The sequence below is a fragment of the Flavobacterium sp. genome, from assembly GCF_027531905.1.
Lineage (GTDB): Bacteria > Bacteroidota > Bacteroidia > Flavobacteriales > Flavobacteriaceae > Flavobacterium.
Genome location: NZ_JAPZSU010000001.1, coordinates 35,119 through 54,523 on the forward strand (window position 1 = coordinate 35,119; position 19,405 = coordinate 54,523).

At 38.3% G+C, this 19,405-nt stretch carries 9 protein-coding genes, 2 tRNA genes and 3 rRNA genes; 7 read left to right on the forward strand and 7 right to left on the reverse strand.

Going from position 1 to position 19,405, the window contains the following annotated elements; translation table 11 throughout:
• The first annotated feature begins 71 nt into the window (after positions 1 to 71).
• The 5 genes from porU to O9307_RS00145 all read left to right on the forward strand — a co-directional run bounded on the left by porU (position 72) and on the right by O9307_RS00145 (position 8,521).
• Complete coding sequence (gene porU, locus O9307_RS00125) at positions 72 to 3,905, forward strand: type IX secretion system sortase PorU (RefSeq protein ID WP_298293898.1); 3,834 nt, start codon at positions 72 to 74, stop codon at positions 3,903 to 3,905.
• A gap of 37 nt (positions 3,906 to 3,942) precedes the next feature.
• On the forward strand, positions 3,943 to 5,088 hold the full coding sequence (gene porV / locus O9307_RS00130) for a type IX secretion system outer membrane channel protein PorV (RefSeq protein ID WP_298293900.1): 1,146 nt from the start codon (positions 3,943 to 3,945) through the stop codon (positions 5,086 to 5,088).
• A 141-nt stretch (positions 5,089 to 5,229) separates the two neighbouring features.
• Positions 5,230 to 5,712, forward strand: coding sequence for a cytidine deaminase (cdd, locus tag O9307_RS00135; protein ID WP_298293903.1), 483 nt, complete (start codon positions 5,230 to 5,232; stop codon positions 5,710 to 5,712).
• 169 nt (positions 5,713 to 5,881) lie between these two features.
• Positions 5,882 to 6,880, forward strand: a complete 999-nt coding sequence (gene pdhA / locus O9307_RS00140) for a pyruvate dehydrogenase (acetyl-transferring) E1 component subunit alpha (protein ID WP_298293906.1) — start codon at positions 5,882 to 5,884, stop codon at positions 6,878 to 6,880.
• Positions 6,881 to 6,886: 6 nt separating this feature from the next.
• Positions 6,887 to 8,521: a pyruvate dehydrogenase complex dihydrolipoamide acetyltransferase gene (locus tag O9307_RS00145; protein WP_298293909.1), complete on the forward strand. Its 1,635-nt coding sequence runs from the start codon at positions 6,887 to 6,889 to the stop codon at positions 8,519 to 8,521.
• A 55-nt stretch (positions 8,522 to 8,576) separates the two neighbouring features.
• Here the strand turns inward: O9307_RS00145 and O9307_RS00150 are convergent, their stop codons facing one another.
• Positions 8,577 to 9,809, reverse strand: a complete 1,233-nt coding sequence (locus tag O9307_RS00150; protein ID WP_298293912.1) for a glycosyltransferase family 4 protein — start codon at positions 9,807 to 9,809, stop codon at positions 8,577 to 8,579.
• Between the two features lie 111 nt (positions 9,810 to 9,920).
• Between O9307_RS00150 and O9307_RS00155 the strand changes: the two genes are divergently transcribed.
• Together O9307_RS00155 and O9307_RS00160 are read left to right on the forward strand one after the other, a co-directional pair.
• Positions 9,921 to 10,502 carry a tRNA-(ms[2]io[6]A)-hydroxylase gene (locus O9307_RS00155; RefSeq protein ID WP_064716285.1) on the forward strand — a complete coding sequence of 194 codons (582 nt, stop codon included), beginning with the start codon at positions 9,921 to 9,923 and terminating at the stop codon, positions 10,500 to 10,502.
• A gap of 21 nt (positions 10,503 to 10,523) precedes the next feature.
• Entirely contained in the window at positions 10,524 to 13,280 is a 2,757-nt protein-coding gene (locus O9307_RS00160) for an AsmA-like C-terminal region-containing protein (protein WP_298293919.1), read from the forward strand.
• A gap of 73 nt (positions 13,281 to 13,353) precedes the next feature.
• On the opposite strand, the gene O9307_RS00165 is transcribed toward O9307_RS00160, so the two are convergent.
• From O9307_RS00165 to O9307_RS00190, 6 genes are all read right to left on the reverse strand, one after another.
• Entirely contained in the window at positions 13,354 to 13,995 is a 642-nt protein-coding gene (locus O9307_RS00165; protein WP_298293921.1) for an endonuclease III, read from the reverse strand.
• 147 nt (positions 13,996 to 14,142) lie between these two features.
• Positions 14,143 to 14,251 (reverse strand): 5S ribosomal RNA (gene rrf, locus O9307_RS00170).
• Positions 14,252 to 14,423: 172 nt separating this feature from the next.
• A 23S ribosomal RNA gene (locus tag O9307_RS00175) occupies positions 14,424 to 17,307 on the reverse strand.
• Positions 17,308 to 17,517: 210 nt separating this feature from the next.
• A tRNA-Ala gene (locus tag O9307_RS00180) sits at positions 17,518 to 17,591 on the reverse strand.
• Between the two features lie 88 nt (positions 17,592 to 17,679).
• A tRNA-Ile gene (locus O9307_RS00185) sits at positions 17,680 to 17,753 on the reverse strand.
• A 129-nt stretch (positions 17,754 to 17,882) separates the two neighbouring features.
• Positions 17,883 to 19,398: ribosomal RNA gene (locus O9307_RS00190) — 16S ribosomal RNA — on the reverse strand.
• The 16S, 23S and 5S rRNA genes sit together here with 2 tRNA genes alongside, the layout of an rRNA operon.
• Between the last annotated feature and the right edge of the window lie 7 nt (positions 19,399 to 19,405).

The window sequence follows — 19,405 nt, forward strand, 5'->3', positions numbered from 1 at the left end:
TTAAAACCTAAAGTAATTAAATTATTTTTACCCATTAAAATATGTACTAAATTAAGTTCGATACAAACCCAATGAAAAAAAAAATAGTTACTTGGCTGTTACTACTATCGCCTTTTTTGGTCTTAGCGCAGCATAATGGCACCATTGTAATTAATTGGAATCCAACAAAACCAATGAATATGGGAGAGTATAGCGTTCGTATACCTTCATTCAATAGCACAAATTTTCAGTATGACCCTATAAATAAAGTCGTTCTTTTTAGTACATTAATCAATGGTTATTTAGCCAATGACAAGATTAGCTTAACGAATATTACTTATGAAAATATAAACAATAAAGAGCTTGGTGATTTATCTGCATCAAACATTCCGACAACTCCAAATGAAACTATCCATTTAAGCACATCAAGAGACTTAACCGTTACATTTTTAACCCTTTCTCCAATTATAAAAGATGGCTTTGGCTTTAAAAAAATAACTTCATTTTCATATTCAATCCCATCAAACTCGAATCGAACAACCAATCAAAACAAGACTACGATAGTCAAATCCTTAAGCAATTCAGTCTTAGCTTCTGGCAATTGGTATCAATTTCAAATACAAAAATCGGGAGTTTACAAAATATCTAGAAGTTTTTTACAACAATTAGGACTACCCGCAAATTCATTAAACCCAAGAAACATTAAAATATTTGGCAATGGCGGAAAAATGATACCGCTAACCAACACTAATTCATATCCACTAGACCTTGAAGAAACACCTATCCAAATAATTGGTGAAAACGATGGAACCTTTAACAATGAGGATTACATCCTTTTTTATGGAGAAGGCACTGACACTTGGAATACCGAAAGTAAAACTTTTAACAACCTATACGAAGATCAATCCTATTATTACATCACCACTGATGGAGGCGCAGGAAAAAGAATTCAAACTGCTAACCAACCTTCAGGCAGTCCAACCCTAAACTTATCAACTTTTGACGATACTCAATTTCATGAATTGGACCAAATCAATATCGGGCAATTAGGACGCCAATGGTTTGGAGAAAAATTTGACATCAACAACGAACAAGAATTTGATTTTGAATTTCCTAATATTGATGCAACAATACCTGTAAAAATCAGTACCGAAACCGCTTCTGCTGCCTTTACCGCAAGTTCATTCATTGTTTCGGCAAACAATTCACCTATCGGAACCATAAACTTTCCTCCGCTTAGCAATAATTCTGGAATCTCTTTTTACACGGGCAATCTTTCCAACACCGCTTCATTCATTGGCTTAGAAAAAAATAAAATAAAATACACTTACAACAACGGAGGCGTTCCAAATGCCATTGGCTATTTAGATTATATAAAAGTGATTGCCAAAAGAAAACTAGTTGGTTATGGCAAACAATTTCATTTTCAATATGACGCTGCTTTTTCAACGAATGGCATTGTAGAATACTCAATAGCTAATGCGACAACAATAACTCAAGTATGGGATGTCACGCAACTCAATGCTATTCAGAAAATTGAAAATAGCAACCAACCAAAATTTAGTTTTAAAGCCAATTTGGGTGAAATCAAAAAATATATCGCTCTAGATGCTAATGATTTTCTGACTCCAACAGTTTCTAAAAAAGCAAAAGTCGCTAACCAAAATATAAAAGGAACCATTTTCAAAAACAATCAAGGACAATTTGAAGACATTGACTATGTAATTATTGCTCCTAGTTTTTTGAGTAATCAAGCCGAAAAACTGGCTACTTTCCACAGAAATTATTCCAATTTGAATGTAAAAGTGATTCCTATCGAATTAATTTATCACGAATTTGCCTCCGGAAAACAAGATATTGGAGCCATCCGAAATTGCATCAAGTACATTTACGACAATGCTTCTGCTCCAGAAAAAAGAGTAAAATATGTCAACCTTTTTGGAGATGCTTCCTACGATTACAAAAACAGAATCAACAATAATAGCAATATCGTTCCTATTTATCACTCCTTAAGAAGTAATACTACCGGAGAATCTTCTTTTGCCTCAGATGATTTTTTTGGATTAATGGATCCTAATGAAGGTAATATCGCCAATACCTTTGGGGGCGTTGATATCGCTGTAGGCCGAATGATTGTGAACGATACCAAACAAGCGGAGGAAATGGTTCAAAAAGTAATTGACTACCACGATTCAAAATCTTTCGGCAACTGGAGAAACAACTTTGTGCTTGTTGCAGATGACTCAGATGTTACCTCAGACGCGTCATTACAGGAAAAACAAAACAATTTAGGGGATTTAATCTCAAACGAAAAACCATTCCTTAATGTGTCCAAAATTTTACTTGACTCCTATATACAAGAAGCATCGGCTGGAGGATTTCGTTATCCAAAAGCTAGAACTGATTTATTTAATGCTTTCGAAAAAGGCGCTTTGGTTTTCAATTACTTAGGGCATGGTGGCGAAGACGGACTAGCTGTTGAACGTATTTGGGAAAAATCAGATAGCCAAAACTTAAACAATCCATTCAAATATCCACTTTTTGTAACCATTACTTGTGAGTTTTCCAGATTCGACAACCCATTGCGTCCTACAGCAGGCGAATACACGTATTGGAATCCAAAAGGAGGCGCTATAGCCATGATAACTACAATTCGTTCTATAGGACAATTTAGTGCCGAGAATTTCAATCCATTATTAACCAAAAATTTATTATCATTTGGCACTAACACCTACGTTTCGATGGCAGAAGCATTACGAATTTCAAAAAACACAAATCCCAATTCCTCTACAAACGTTGTAATTTTTATTGGTGACCCTGCATTACAACTCGCCATTGCCAAACCCAAAATCAACCTAACCAAAGTGAATGATGTTTCGATTTCACAACCAATTGATGATTTTAAGTCACTAGCAAAAATCAAGCTCTCTGGTGAAGTAACAGATGAAAACAACAATTTATTACCTAACTACAATGGAACAATAGCAACTCTAATTACTGACAAATCAGTTACCAGAAATACGATTAACAATGACGGAAACAGTCCCAGCATTTCGTTTAAAGTTTTAGGAGAAACCATCTTTAGAGGAAACGCTACCGTAAAAAATGGTCAGTTTGAATTTAGTTTTGTGGTACCAAGAGACATTCGTATTCCTATTGGAAATGGAAGAATTAGTTTTTATGCAAAAAAAGACAATGCTCTTGAAAATCAAACCGGACAAAACACATCTATTAAAATAGGAGGAATTAATGAAAATGCAATTGCAGACAATATTAGTCCGAAAGTGAAGTTATATATGAACGATGAAAATTTTGTCTCAGGCGGAACAACCAATCAGTCTCCTATATTAATAGCAAAATTAGAAGACGAAAACGGAATTAATACCGCCAGCGGAATTGGACATGATATTGTTGCTATTTTAGACGGAGACGAAAGCAATCCATTTATCTTAAATGATTATTATGAAACCCAACTAGATGATTTCACCTCCGGAACTATTAAATTCCCTTTTAGAAATCTCTCAATAGGCCTTCATACGATAACCATTAAAGCTTGGGATGTTTATAATAACCCCGTAATTAGTGAAATACAGTTTTTGGTAGTAGGAAATGAATCCATAACGCTAACAAACGTTTTGAATTATCCTAACCCATTTGTAAACTATACCGAATTTTGGTTCACTCACAACAGACCGTTTGAACCCTTAGAAGTACAAGTGCAAGTCATGACAATTACAGGAAAATTGGTTTGGACTAAAAACCAAATCATAACTACAGAAGGTTTTTTGTCGAGAGAAATTAAATGGGATGGAAGAGATGATTTTGGTGACCGACTAGGAAAAGGGGTGTACGTCTACCGATTAACTGTCAAATCATCTTTAAATAATAAAAAAGCTGAAAAAATAGAAAAATTGGTTATCCTTTAATTTAATACTATATTTGTTTAATGATTTTAATAAAATAATGAAGAAATTTATTCTACTTTTTATCGGCTTTGTGACCTCCAATACATTTGCTCAAGAAAGAACGATTACAACAGGAGTTCCTTTTTTACAAATTGCTGCCGATGCAAGAGCAGCTGGCATGGGAGACATTGGAGTGGCGACTTCTCCAGACACCTACTCACAACAATGGAATCCAGCAAAATACGCATTTGCTACAGACAAACAAGGATTTTCTGTAAGTTACACACCCTACCTTACTGATATCGTAAATGATATTTCACTAGGACAGGTAACTTATTACAACCGCTTCAATGAAAGAAGTGCATTTGCAGGGAGTATCAGGTACTTTGGTCTTGGAGAAATCGAACTACGAGAAAATGCCAATGATGTCCCAAGATTAGTTTCCCCTAACGAATTTGCTTTAGATGGATCTTACGCCCTACAATTGAGCGATCATTTCTCAATGGCCGTAGGAGGTAGATATATCCGTTCCAATTTAAAAGTTGCCTCAGACAATGTTGACGCTTCAGCCGCAAGTACATTTAGTGTAGATATTGCTGGATATTATCAATCCGAAGAAATTGCTTATTCCGACTTCAATGGAAGATGGAGAGGTGGATTTAATATTCAAAATTTGGGGCCAAAAATCAGCTATGACAACGATGAGTTCAATAACAATTTCCTACCAGCTAACTTAAAAATTGGAGGTGGTTTCGATTTCATTCTAGATGAATACAACAAAATAGGTGTCAATGTTGAATTTAATAAGTTATTGGTACCTACCCCTCAATATGAAAGTACTGACACTGCAGCTGAGACAGCAAAAAAAACAGACGATTACAGTAAAATAGGATGGGTTTCTGGCTTATTCAAGTCCTTTGGTGATGCGCCTGGAGGCTTTAGCGAAGAACTGCAAGAAGTTACTTACGCATTAGGAGCAGAATACGAATACCAAGATTCTTTCTCTTTACGTACAGGATATTTCCATGAAAGCGACCAAAAAGGAGCAAGAAAGTTCTTCTCTCTAGGAGCAGGCTTCAAATACAACGTGGTTAAAGTAGATGTATCCTATTTGTTTTCAGCTTCAAAAGTTAAAAACCCTTTAGAAAATACGTTACGTTTTTCTTTAACCTTTAATTTTGGTGACAAATACGAAAATTACTAGAACACGCATTGATCCGATAAAAAATCCAAATTTCAAAAGCAGCAGCCTTGAAATTTGGATTTTTTTTCCTTAATAATAAAACAAGATACAGCTAAAACTTCTTGAAGAAGAAAAAATAGCTACTCAATAAAATTCATTATAATGAAAGAAATCTCTATCACTACTTCCTTCAAGCAATTTGACTCTATAACTGAATTACCTATAGAAATTCAAGACTTAATGCAAGAAGCCATCACTATTCGCAAGAATGCCTATGCACCATACTCTAATTTTAGGGTTGGAGCCGCTTTACTATTGGAAAACAACAAAATAGTTTGTGGATCCAATCAAGAAAACGCCGCCTATCCATCTGGTCTTTGTGCAGAACGGGTAGCTATTTTTTATGCGGGAGCGAATTATCCTGGAGTGAGAATAAATAAAATGGCCATTACAGCAGCTTCGGACACCAACCCTACTACTGAACCTATTCCTCCATGCGGCGCTTGCAGACAATCCATAGCCGAATATGAAATCAAACAAGAACAACCTATTGAAATTTATTTCATGGGAGAAACAGGTGTAATCTACCAGTCAGATTCACTTAAAAACCTACTCCCTTTTATGTTTAATAAAAAATTCCTCTAATCAGAATAAAAACTGGTTGTTAAATTTTATTGCTTACTCGGAATGTGTTATTTTTGCATTTCGCAAATTTGTGTTGGATTAGAAGTTTGGTTTTCAAAAACCTCACTTCAATAAAATAAATTTTACACCATTTCGAATAGTATTAACACTTACAAAAGAATTATTTCAGATGAAAGAAGTTACGAAAGAAGTATATTTAAAGTGGTATGAAGACATGCTTCTTTGGAGAAAGTTTGAAGACAAACTAGCTGCTCTATACATACAACAAAAAATAAGAGGTTTTCTTCATTTGTACAATGGTCAAGAAGCCGTTTTAGCTGGAGCTCTCCATGCTATGGATTTGACAAAAGACAAAATGATTACCGCCTATAGAAACCACGTACAACCAATCGGAATGGGTGTAGACCCAAGAAGAGTAATGGCTGAACTAATGGGTAAAGTTACAGGTACTTCAAAAGGTATGGGAGGATCCATGCACATTTTCTCAAAAGAACACCGTTTCTACGGAGGACATGGAATTGTAGGAGGACAAATCCCATTGGGAGCTGGTTTAGCTTTTGGAGACAAATACAACAATACAGGAGGCGTTACTCTTACTTACTTTGGAGACGGTGCTGCCCGCCAAGGTTCACTTCACGAGGCATTCAATATGGCTATGCTTTGGAAATTGCCAGTAGTTTTTATCGTAGAAAACAACGGTTATGCGATGGGAACATCTGTAGAAAGAACGGCCAATCACTCTGACATTTGGAAACTAGGTTTAGGTTACGAAATGCCTTGCGGACCTGTTGACGGAATGAACCCAGTGAAAGTAGCTGAAGCTATGACAGAAGCTATCGAAAGAGCAAGACGTGGTGACGGACCAACATTCTTAGAAATGAAAACATACCGTTACAGAGGACATTCTATGTCTGATGCTCAATTGTATCGTTCTAAAGAAGAAATTGAAGAATACAAAAAAATAGATCCAATTACTCAAGTTTTAGATGTAATTATGGATCAAAAATACGCAACAGAGGAAGAAATCGAAGTGATTGACCAACGTGTAAAAGATTTAGTAGAAGAGTGTGTAAAATTCTCAGAAGAATCTCCATACCCAGAACTACAACAGTTATACGATATGGTATACGAAGAAGAAAACTATCCATTCATCCCTCACAAATTATAATCCATTATGGCAACAATTATTACAATGCCTCGTTTGAGCGACACCATGACGGAAGGAACGGTAGCAACTTGGCTTAAAAAAGTAGGTGACAAAATAAATGAAGGAGATATTCTAGCTGAAATCGAAACCGACAAAGCTACAATGGAATTCGAATCCTTTAATGAAGGAACACTTTTATATATTGGAATACCAGAAGGAGAAACTGCACCTGTAGACTCGTTACTTGCTATTATTGGAACAGAAGGCGAAGATGTAACTGCATTAATTGCTGGAGGAGCTACTCCTCCTGCACCAGCAACAACAGAAGCACCTAAAGAGGCAACTGTTACTCCAGCAACAACTACCACTACAGAACTTCCAAAAGGAGTAATCGTAGTAACTATGCCTCGATTAAGTGATACTATGACCGAAGGTACAGTAGCTACTTGGTTAAAAAAAGTCGGAGATACTATTGCCGAAGGTGATATCCTAGCTGAAATAGAAACAGACAAAGCTACAATGGAGTTTGAGTCTTTCAATGCTGGAACTTTACTTTACATAGGAATTCAAGAAGGAAATACAGCACCTGTTGACAGTCTTTTAGCTATTATTGGACCTGCAGGAACTGATATTACTGGAGTAGCAGCTGGCTTTACTGCTGGCGGAACTACTGCTGCACCTGTAGCAACAGAAACAGCAGCTGCACCAGCAACAACAGAAAAAAGTGTTGAAACCGTTCAAGAGCCAAGTGCAGACGGACAAAGGATATTGGCTTCCCCTTTAGCTAAAAAATTAGCTTCGGAAAAAGGAATACAATTATCACAAGTAAAAGGTAGTGGTGAAAATGGTCGTATCACAAAAAGCGATATCGAAAACTTTACACCACAAGCAAGTGCTACTACTCAAGCAGCTCCGCAACAAGCTCCTGCCGCTAAGACAGAAACTGTAGCAGCTCCAAAACCTTACGTTCCTGCTGGACAAGTAGCAACAGAAGAAATTAAGAATTCGCAAATGCGCAAGATTATTGCAAAACGTTTATCAGAATCTTTGTTCACAGCACCTCATTACAATTTGGTAATTGAAGTAAGTATGGACGAAGCTATGAAGTCAAGAGCCGTAATCAATACTGTGCCAGATACCAAAGTTTCTTTCAACGATATGGTGATTAAAGCAAGTGCTTTGGCATTAAAAAAACATCCAAAAATCAATTCACAGTGGAAAGAGGATGCTATCACTATCAACTATCACGTAAATATTGGTGTAGCAGTAGCTGTTGAAGATGGTTTAGTTGTTCCTGTATTACCATTTACTGACGGTATGAGTTTATCACAAATTGGTGCAAGTGTAAGAGATTTAGCAGGAAGAGCAAAAAATAAAAAATTATTACCTACTGAAATGGAAGGAAGTACTTTTACCATTTCTAACTTAGGTATGTTTGGAATTACTGAATTCAACTCTATCATCAATCAACCAAATTCAGCTATTCTTTCTGTAGGAGCAATCGTTGAAAAACCTGTAGTGAAAAATGGACAAATTGTAGTTGGTAACACTATGATGTTATCGTTAGCATGTGACCATAGAACTATTGATGGAGCGACAGGCGCTCAGTTTTTACAAACATTAAAACAATACATAGAAAACCCAGTAACTATGTTAGCATAACAAAAGTTTTCTTTATCATAAAATCCCGTTTTGAACTTTCAAAACGGGATTTTTTTTACTTATTCTTCGCTTCTATCCACTTGGACATATATTTTGTGCTGGCGAGCGTATGATGTTGCAAAAGAGCACCGTAAAAATTATTCAACCGATGCTCCTCAATGGTAGAAAACAAATACTGCAATCGCTCTACAAAAATACTTTCAAAAAGCCCTTTTTGATATCTTTGATTCAGGATAGCAAACCCATTTTGCTGTGATGTAAGCCAGCTGGATTTATCCTCATACAATTGAACTGATGCATCGACAAAATCCTCTACAGCATCATTAACAAAACCATTCCACGGCAAATCACCCTGCATAGATTCTGCACCAATAGTAGTGGTTACACTAGGCGTACCTGTTTGCATCGCTTCTAATAATTTCCCTTTTATACCCGCTCCAAAACGCAAAGGAGCCAAAACTACTTTTGATTGCTGAACTACTTCCTGAGCGTCTTCCGCACGTCCCAAAATAAAAAAATTCGTTTTAGGATGATGCAATTGTAGCACTTTTCGAGAAGGATATGCTCCGTAAATTTTTAAAGTTGCGTTTGGTAATTTTCGAAGAATTTTAGGCCAAATCGTCTCTTTCAAATATTGAACGCAATTCCAATTAGGCTCATGAAGAAAATTACCAATAAAAACGAAACCATCTCGTTCTTCAAACGGAGGCAATTCATTTACAAAAGAAGCGTCGAATGCATCCGAAAGAATGGGTAAATAAAACAATAAAGAAGCATCTATTTTAAAAACATTCTGCAGAACATCCATTTCAAATTCGGACACCATTAAAGTCAAATCACATCTTAAAATGCTTGCAATCTCTCGCTTTGCTACTTCTTCAACCAATAAATCTTCCAGAGAAAACGGTCTGTTTTGTTTAAAAGCTTTTTGTCTGGCCAATCGTAAACAATGCAAATCTTCAGTATCTAAAATTCTAACCGCATTAGGACAATTTTCAATAACTCGCCACCCAAACTGTTCTTCAATCATAAATCGATCAAACAAAACTACATTGGGCTGCATTGCTTTGACAAACTCATCAAAACTAGAATGATTTAACTCAATAGCAACTTTATGAATACCAAACTCTGATAAATCAACCATAAAATCGCTATCCTGTGCAGCACTGGCAAAAGTAACTTCATATCCTTGCTTTTGAAACAAAGCAACGAGTTCCATCATTCTACTTCCCGCAGCCGAAGAATTAGGCTCAGGCCAAACAAAACCAATTACCAATAGTTTTTTCATGTCAAATTAATTGTGGGTACAAAATAATACTATTTCATTCTGATTCTAGCTTTTTGAAAGAAAAATCAAAACTAAAAAGCTAAATTTGTAGTCAATAAATTGAATAATATCATGTTAGGATTAAAATTAGCTACTGACCCACGATGGGTTACTATCGTAGAATCAAATATTGAAGAGATTCTTACCGATCATGCTTGGTGCGAACAAAAAGCGGCTTCTAATGCCATATATATTATCATTAATAATTCAGAAAAAGAAGAATTAGTGACCGAAATGACCAGAATTGCTCTAGAAGAAATGGAACATTTCCAAATGGTTCATAACATCATTAAAGAAAAAGGATTAACCTTAGGCAGAGAAAGAAAAGACAATTATGTTAATGATTTAGTCAAATTTGCAAAAAAAGACGGTAGCCGTAACGATGCATTGGTAGAAAGATTACTTTTTGCTGCTATGATCGAAGCACGCAGCTGTGAACGCTTTAGAGTACTATCACAAAACATAAAAGACCCAGAACTAGCAAAATTCTATCACGATTTAATGGTAAGTGAAGCAGGGCATTATACAACTTTCTTAAAATTTGCCAGACAATATACAGAAAAAACAGATGTTGATAAACGTTGGCAAGAATGGATAGATTTTGAAAGCTCCATCATTGGAAATTATGGAAAATCAGAAACGGTACACGGATAAATAACACACACTTTACTTAAAATGGCGATAGATAAAAAAAACATCTTCTTAAAATCAGTAAAATATTTAGGAATAGCATTCGGTAGTATTTTGGTTGCACTATTTCTTACACCAATTATTTTTTCTGATACAATAAAAGAAGAAGTAAAAAAATATGCGAATACCAAACTAGAAGGTGAACTTAATTACGGAGACGCTAATCTATCGTTTTTTAAACATTTTCCATCATTGACGTTGACTTTAAACGATGTCAATTTAAATGGTTCCATTCCTTTTGAAAAGGAAAAATTTGTATCTGCCAAAGAAATCGCTTTTGGTATCGATGTAACAAGTTTACTTTTTGGGAAAGCAGTAGACATTGACCAAATTATTGTAACCGAAGGAAACATTAATGTGAAAGTTGACAAGAATGGTCAACCGAATTACAATGTGTACAAAGGAAAAGAACAAACCTCTAAGGAAAAGGACAAGCAAAGCAGTGCATCTTTACAGCTTGAAAAAATTGAAATCATTAATAGCAAAGTAGTCTTCGACGATCAATCTGCAGCAATTCATCTTGATTTTTTTAATTTTAATTATACGGGAAAAGGAGATTTAAGTTCCAACTTATTCGATTTGTATTCTAAAGTTGACATTTCTAAAATGAATTTCATCTACGAAAACGAACCGTATTTGATGAATAAAAAAATAGAAGGTGATTTAATCACGAAGGTCAACATTAACTCTTTGTCTTTTGTTTTTGAGGAAAACAATCTCAACATAAATAAATTGTTAGTGGATTTCAAAGGCAAATTTGATTTCCTAAAAGACGGATACAATATTGATTTTAACATTAAATCAAATGATAGCGAACTTTATGATTTGATTAATGCTTTTCCTCCTAAATTCATCATTTGGTTAGAAAAAACAGAAATTAAAGGAAAAACCGACCTGCTTTTAACCCTAAAAGGAAAATACATTGCTTCTCAAAAAATAGCACCAGACTTACATTTGGATTTAAAAATAAAAGATGGTTTTGTCAATTACAATAAAAGTAAATTTCCTGTCTCTAACCTAAATTTAGATTTTAACGCAAAATTACAATCTCTTGACCCAAAACAATTATTGTTAGATATAAATAGCATTTCTTTAAATATTAAAAAAGAATATGTAAAAGCAAAATGGCACTCGAAAGGGGTTGAAAATATAGACCTAAGTACCGAATTCTACAGCTTCATCGATTTAGAAAAACTAAATAATGCACTAGGGATTCCTAATCTAACCTTAAAAGGAATTTTAAGCGGAAAAGGTAAAATGAACGGAACATACAATGCAAAAAATAATAGTTTCCCAGTAGCAGATATTGCTTTAGACCTTAAAAATGGTTTTATTCAAACGGAATATTATCCCAATCCAATAACCAACATCAATTGTAATGCTACTATAAAAAATCAAAAAGGGTCTTTTGATGATTTAAAAGTACAACTTCAACCAGGAAGTTTTACTTTTGAACAAGAACCCTTTACAGTTGAGGCCAATTTAGAAAATTTTAAAGATTTGACTTACGATATAAAAGCAAAAGGCGTTTTAAATATTAGCAAAATATATAAAGTCTTTTCTCAAAAAGGATTGGATGTTGATGGCTACATTAAAACGGACTTGGCTCTTAAAGGAAAACAAAGTGATGCTGAAAAAGGCAACTATAACAAATTGAATAACCAAGGAACACTCGAAGTTAGAAATATTGCGATAGCATCATCATATCTTCCAAAAAAGCTTTTAATCAAAGAAGGTATTTTCAAATTCAATCAAGACAAAATGTCTTTCAACACTTTTTTGGCTAGTTACAGTCAATCTGATTTTAAATTGAATGGTTATTTAAAAAATGTATTTAACTTTCTAAGCCCAAGAAAAGGAACACTAAAAGGTGCTTTTACTTTGCAATCAAAGTACATTAATGCGGATGAATTTATGAGTTCTGGAGCAACTAACACAGCTACTGCAAACTCAACTAAAGAGAACCCTACTAAGTCAACAACTAGTACTGGAGTCATAATTATACCTAAAAATCTTGATTTGCAATTCAAAGCGATTGCTCAAAAAGTCGATTTTCAAGAATTACATCTTACTAAAGCCAATGGAAATTTGAAAATGAAAAATGGTAAATTATACCTTCAAAATACCAATTTCAACCTTATTGGATGCCAAGTAGGAATGAATGCTCTATACGAAAGCTTAACTGCTAAAAAAGCATTATTTGAGTATCAAATTAAAGCCACAGACTTTGATATTAAAAGAGCCTATAAAGAAGTTAAAATTTTCCGTGAGATGGCAAGTGCCGCAGAAAAAGCAGAAGGAATAGTTTCTTTAGATTACAAACTTAAAGGCCGTTTAAACGCAAAAATGGAGCCTGTATTCCCATCCTTAGTAGGGAACGGAGTTTTATCTGTAAAAGACATTAAACTCTATGGGATGAAGATGTTTAATGTAATTGGAAGCCAAACCAATCACGATAAAATGAAGAATCCTAAACTTTCTAAAGTTGATATTAAAAGTTCGATTAAAAATAACATAATGACCATCGAACGTTTCAAATTCAAATTCGCTGGCTTTAGACCAAGAATAGAAGGAACCACAAGTTTGGATGGTAGACTAAATCTAAAAATGAGATTAGGACTTCCTCCATTGGGAATATTTGGAATACCAATAACCGTTACTGGCAATAAAGATAATCCAAAAATTAAAGTCGGAAGAGAAACCCAAGATTTAGAAGAAACTGAAGATAAGGAAACTGAATAAACAATTAAAAATAAAAGCCAATAGTACTAATACTATTGGCTTTTGTATTTTATGGGATTCTCCAATAAGACATTTACACTTTCCCCTCATTTATAAAATAATCGCAAATTGTATTCATTTGACAAGACTTACAATTCGGAATGGGTCTACAAATTAATCTTCCATGAAAAGAAATAGCCATTCCTATTTCTAACCAAATTGATGAATCTAATTTTGAAAGTAACTGTTGTTCCATTTTATCCGCATCTCTAAAATCAGGAACAATACCCAATCTTGGCGCAACCCTCAAAACATGCAAATCAACCATAATACCATTAGGATTATAGCCTAATTCCTTTAGAATTACATGAGCTGATTTTCTTCCAATTCCTCTATATCTTGTAAAACCCGATAGTGTTGTTGGCAAATTTTTATTATGAAATTCTTTTGCTAAATCAATAATCCAATTTGCTTTATTCTTAAAGTTAGCAATGGAATCCAATAGAGGGAATAAATTAGCTGCAGTAATCGACATTAAAGAGAACCAATCAGGATACTTTTCGAAAAAAGGGATAGCCAATCGATTAACGTTTTCATCAGAATCTTGAGCCGCAAGAATAACCATAACAATAAGTTGATAGCTATTCTTATAATGCAAAGGATGTGGTTTCCCTTTACAACTAAAAACCAATGGTTCTAAAATAATAGACCAATTACGATCGTCAAATAAATCCATAAACACATTCTTTAAGTCAATGATAAAAAACATTAGTAAGATAAATTAAAATCCTTTACATCCTCTATTTATTAATCAATAGCTTACTACTATAAAAAAAGAGCATAAAAAAACCCCTTCATCATAAGATGAAGGGGTTTTTTAAAAGAAAGGCGGCGACATACTCTCCCACAAATTGCAGTACCATCTGCGCAGGCGGGCTTAACTTCTCTGTTCGGAATGGGAAGAGGTGAGCCCCGCCGCAATAACCACCTTAAGGTCGTTTTGCAATGGGTAACCAGTTTCAACTGATTAACATTACATAATATCTTAACATACTGAGATAAAGAATATAAAAAGCTTCGACTTGCCTTGAGCGAAGTCGAAAGGAGAAAGTTTCTTCCCCCCTTTTATCTCCCCCTCCTTAGGAGGGGGTTGGGGGGAGGATTGTACATAAGCTTACGGGTTATTAGTACTACTCGACTATGACATTACTGCCTTTACATCTATAGCCTATCAACGTGGTCATCTCCCACGACCCTTAAAAGAAATCTCATCTTGTGGTGGGTTTCGCGCTTATATGCTTTCAGCGCTTATCCCTTCCAAACGTAGCTACTCTGCGGTGCCCCTGGCGGGACAACAGATACACTAGAGGTTTGTCCAATTCGGTCCTCTCGTACTAGAATCAGATCCACTCAAATTTCTAACGCCCACAGTAGATAGAGACCGAACTGTCTCACGACGTTCTGAACCCAGCTCGCGTGCCACTTTAATGGGCGAACAGCCCAACCCTTGGGACCTTCTCCAGCCCCAGGATGTGACGAGCCGACATCGAGGTGCCAAACCCCCCCGTCGATATGAGCTCTTGGGGGAGATCAGCCTGTTATCCCCGGCGTACCTTTTATCCTTTGAGCGATGGCCCTTCCATGCGGAACCACCGGATCACTATGCTCTACTTTCGTACCTGATCGACCTGTATGTCTCTCAGTCAAGCTCCCTTATGCCATTGCACTCTTCGCACGGTTACCAAGCGTACTGAGGGAACCTTTAGAAGCCTCCGTTACTCTTTTGGAGGCGACCACCCCAGTCAAACTACCCACCAAGCAATGTCCCCCACAACGCGGGGTTAGGCCTCAGATAAACAAAGGGTTGTATTTCAACAATGACTCCACAACGCCTAGCGACGCCACTTCACAGTCTCCAACCTATCCTACACATCATTTATCCAAGGTCAATACTAAGCTATAGTAAAGGTGCACAGGGTCTTTTCGTCCCACTGCGGGTAAACGGCATCTTCACCGTTACTACAATTTCACCGAGCTCATGGCTGAGACAGTGTCCAGATCGTTACACCATTCGTGCAGGTCGGAACTTACCCGACAAGGAATTTCGCTACCTTAGGACCGTTATAGTTACGGCCGCCGTTTACTGGGGCTTCAATTCAATGCTTCTCCGAAGATAACATCTCCTCTTAACCTTCCAGCACCGGGCAGGTGTCAGGCCCTATACTTCATCTTACGATTTTGCAGAGCCCTGTGTTTTTGATAAACAGTCGCCTGGACCTCTTCACTGCGGCCCCGATTACTCGGGGCGACCCTTCTCCCGAAGTTACGGGTCTATTTTGCCTAATTCCTTAGCCATGAATCTCTCGAGCACCTTAGGATTCTCTCCTCGACTACCTGTGTCGGTTTACGGTACGGGTACTAATTACCTGAAGTTTAGAGGTTTTTCTTGGAAGCCCTTAGGCGCACTATCTCTTTGTCCGAAGACTCCGAGTACTATCGTATTTCCCCAAGCCGCGTGGATTTGCCTGCGCAGCTTATAGGTAGGTACTTCAACGAACTATTCCGTCAGTTCGCGGCGCTTTCATCACTCCGTCACCCCATCACAGTAATCAGTAGTACGGGAATATTAACCCGTTGGCCATCGACTGTCCCTTTCGGGTTCGCCTTAGGTCCCGACTAACCCACAGCTGATTAGCATAGCTGTGGAAACCTTAGTCTTTCGGTGTGCGGGTTTCTCGCCCGCATTATCGTTACTTATGCCTACATTTTCTTTTCTAACCAGTCCAGCATGCCTTACGACACACCTTCAACCCTGTTAGAATGCTCCCCTACCACTTGTAATAAATTACAAATCCATAGCTTCGGTAATATGTTTATGCCCGATTATTATCCATGCTCGTCCGCTCGACTAGTGAGCTGTTACGCACTCTTTAAATGAATGGCTGCTTCCAAGCCAACATCCTAGCTGTCTGGGCAGACAAACCTCGTTCTTTCAACTTAACATATATTTGGGGACCTTAGCTGATGGTCTGGGTTCTTTCCCTCTCGGACTTGGACCTTAGCACCCAAGCCCTCACTGCACGGAAACATTATATAGCATTCGGAGTTTGTCAGGAATTGGTAGGCGGTGAAGCCCCCGCATCCAATCAGTAGCTCTACCTCTATATAACTTTGAGCCGTGCGCTGCACCTAAATGCATTTCGGGGAGTACGAGCTATTTCCGAGTTTGATTGGCCTTTCACCCCTACCCACAGGTCATCCGAAGACTTTTCAACGTCAACCGGTTCGGACCTCCACACTGTGTTACCAGCGCTTCATCCTGCCCATGGGTAGATCACACGGTTTCGCGTCTAACACTACTGACTAAAGCGCCCTATTCAGACTCGCTTTCGCTACGGATCCATGCCTTAAGCACTTATCCTTGCCAGCAACGTTAACTCGTAGGCTCATTATGCAAAAGGCACGCCGTCACCCCACTAAAGGGCTCCGACCGCTTGTAAGCGTATGGTTTCAGGATCTATTTCACTCCGTTATTCACGGTTCTTTTCACCTTTCCCTCACGGTACTGGTTCACTATCGGTCTCTCAGGAGTATTTAGCCTTAGCGGATGGTCCCGCCAAATTCAGACAGGGTTTCACGTGCCCCGCCCTACTCAGGATACCACTATCCTTTACATTCATTACTTATACGAGGCTATCACTCTCTATGGCCCTACTTTCCAGTAGATTCTAATTCTTTATGCAAGAAATGTCGTGGTCCTACAACCCCAATCATGCCGTAACATGGTTGGTTTGGGCTAATCCGCGTTCGCTCGCCACTACTTACGGAATCACTTTTGTTTTCTTCTCCTCCGCCTACTTAGATGTTTCAGTTCAGCGGGTTTGCCCACCTATCGGTGTACTATGTCTTCAACATAGTGGGTTGCCCCATTCGGATATCTACGGATCAATTCGTGTGTGCCGATCCCCGTAGCTTTTCGCAGCTTATCACGTCCTTCTTCGCCTCTGAGAGCCTAGGCATCCCCCATACGCCCTTATTTTGCTTATTGTACTTACGCAGTATAAAGATTTAAGTATTAAGTATCAAGATCACTCTTAATACTCGATACTACCCTCTTGATACTATCATGTTCTTTCTACTTTTTATTATTTCTTATCTCAATATGTCAATGAACTTTAATCCCCCTCCAACTCCCCCGAAGGGGGAGAGCCGATTGCTCTGTATTCCTCCCTTTCAGGGAGGCTAGGAGGGGATTTTGTGGAGAATATCGGAGTCGAACCGATGACCTCCTGCGTGCAAGGCAGGCGCTCTAGCCAGCTGAGCTAATCCCCCTTTCTTTTAAAATTCCAAATTTTTAAATTCCAAATTCCAAAAAAATAAGGATTTCAACCTCTAGAATTTCCTAATCAAGTTAAAATAGTAGTCCCGGGCAGACTCGAACTGCCGACCCCTACATTATCAGTGTAGTACTCTAACCAGCTGAGCTACGAGACTCTGTTTTTTACTTAATTCTTTATTCAATTTCTTTAAATTAACAGCAAGAGTAATATAATCGGTGTCATAGCACCCATAAAATCTTCTTCTTTTTCCTTAGCGTGCATATAGCTAACACTAAGGCTCTAGAAAGGAGGTGTTCCAGCCGCACCTTCCGGTACGGCTACCTTGTTACGACTTAGCCCTAGTTACCAGTTTTACCCTAGGCAGCTCCTTGCGGTCACCGACTTCAGGCACCCCCAGCTTCCATGGCTTGACGGGCGGTGTGTACAAGGCCCGGGAACGTATTCACCGGATCATGGCTGATATCCGATTACTAGCGATTCCAGCTTCACGGAGTCGAGTTGCAGACTCCGATCCGAACTGTGACCGGCTTTATAGATTCGCTCCTGGTCACCCAGTGGCTGCTCTCTGTACCGGCCATTGTAGCACGTGTGTAGCCCAAGGCGTAAGGGCCGTGATGATTTGACGTCATCCCCACCTTCCTCACAGTTTGCACTGGCAGTCTCGTTAGAGTTCCCGACATGACTCGATGGCAACTAACAACAGGGGTTGCGCTCGTTATAGGACTTAACCTGACACCTCACGGCACGAGCTGACGACAACCATGCAGCACCTTGTAAATTGTCTTGCGAAAAGTCTGTTTCCAAACCGGTCAATCTACATTTAAGCCTTGGTAAGGTTCCTCGCGTATCATCGAATTAAACCACATGCTCCACCGCTTGTGCGGGCCCCCGTCAATTCCTTTGAGTTTCATTCTTGCGAACGTACTCCCCAGGTGGGATACTTATCACTTTCGCTTAGCCACTGAACTTGCGCCCAACAGCTAGTATCCATCGTTTACGGCGTGGACTACCAGGGTATCTAATCCTGTTCGCTACCCACGCTTTCGTCCATCAGCGTCAATCCATTAGTAGTAACCTGCCTTCGCAATTGGTATTCCATGTAATCTCTAAGCATTTCACCGCTACACTACATATTCTAGTTACTTCCTAATAATTCAAGTCTAGCAGTATCAATGGCCGTTCCACCGTTGAGCGATGGGCTTTCACCACTGACTTACTAAACCGCCTACGGACCCTTTAAACCCAATGATTCCGGATAACGCTTGGATCCTCCGTATTACCGCGGCTGCTGGCACGGAGTTAGCCGATCCTTATTCTTACAGTACCGTCAAGCTCCCTCACGAGGGAGTGTTTCTTCCTGTACAAAAGCAGTTTACAATCCATAGGACCGTCATCCTGCACGCGGCATGGCTGGATCAGGCTTGCGCCCATTGTCCAATATTCCTCACTGCTGCCTCCCGTAGGAGTCTGGTCCGTGTCTCAGTACCAGTGTGGGGGATCTCCCTCTCAGGACCCCTACCCATCGTAGCCTTGGTAAGCCGTTACCTTACCAACTAGCTAATGGGACGCATGCTCATCTTTTGCCGTTGTGACTTTAATAGTGGTCTCATGCGAAACTGCTATACTATGAGGTATTAATCCAAATTTCTCTGGGCTATCCCTCTGCAAAAGGTAGATTGCATACGCGTTACGCACCCGTGCGCCGGTCTCTAGGAAGCAAGCTTCCTATACCCCTCGACTTGCATGTGTTAAGCCTGCCGCTAGCGTTCATCCTGAGCCAGGATCAAACTCTTCATCGTATATTGT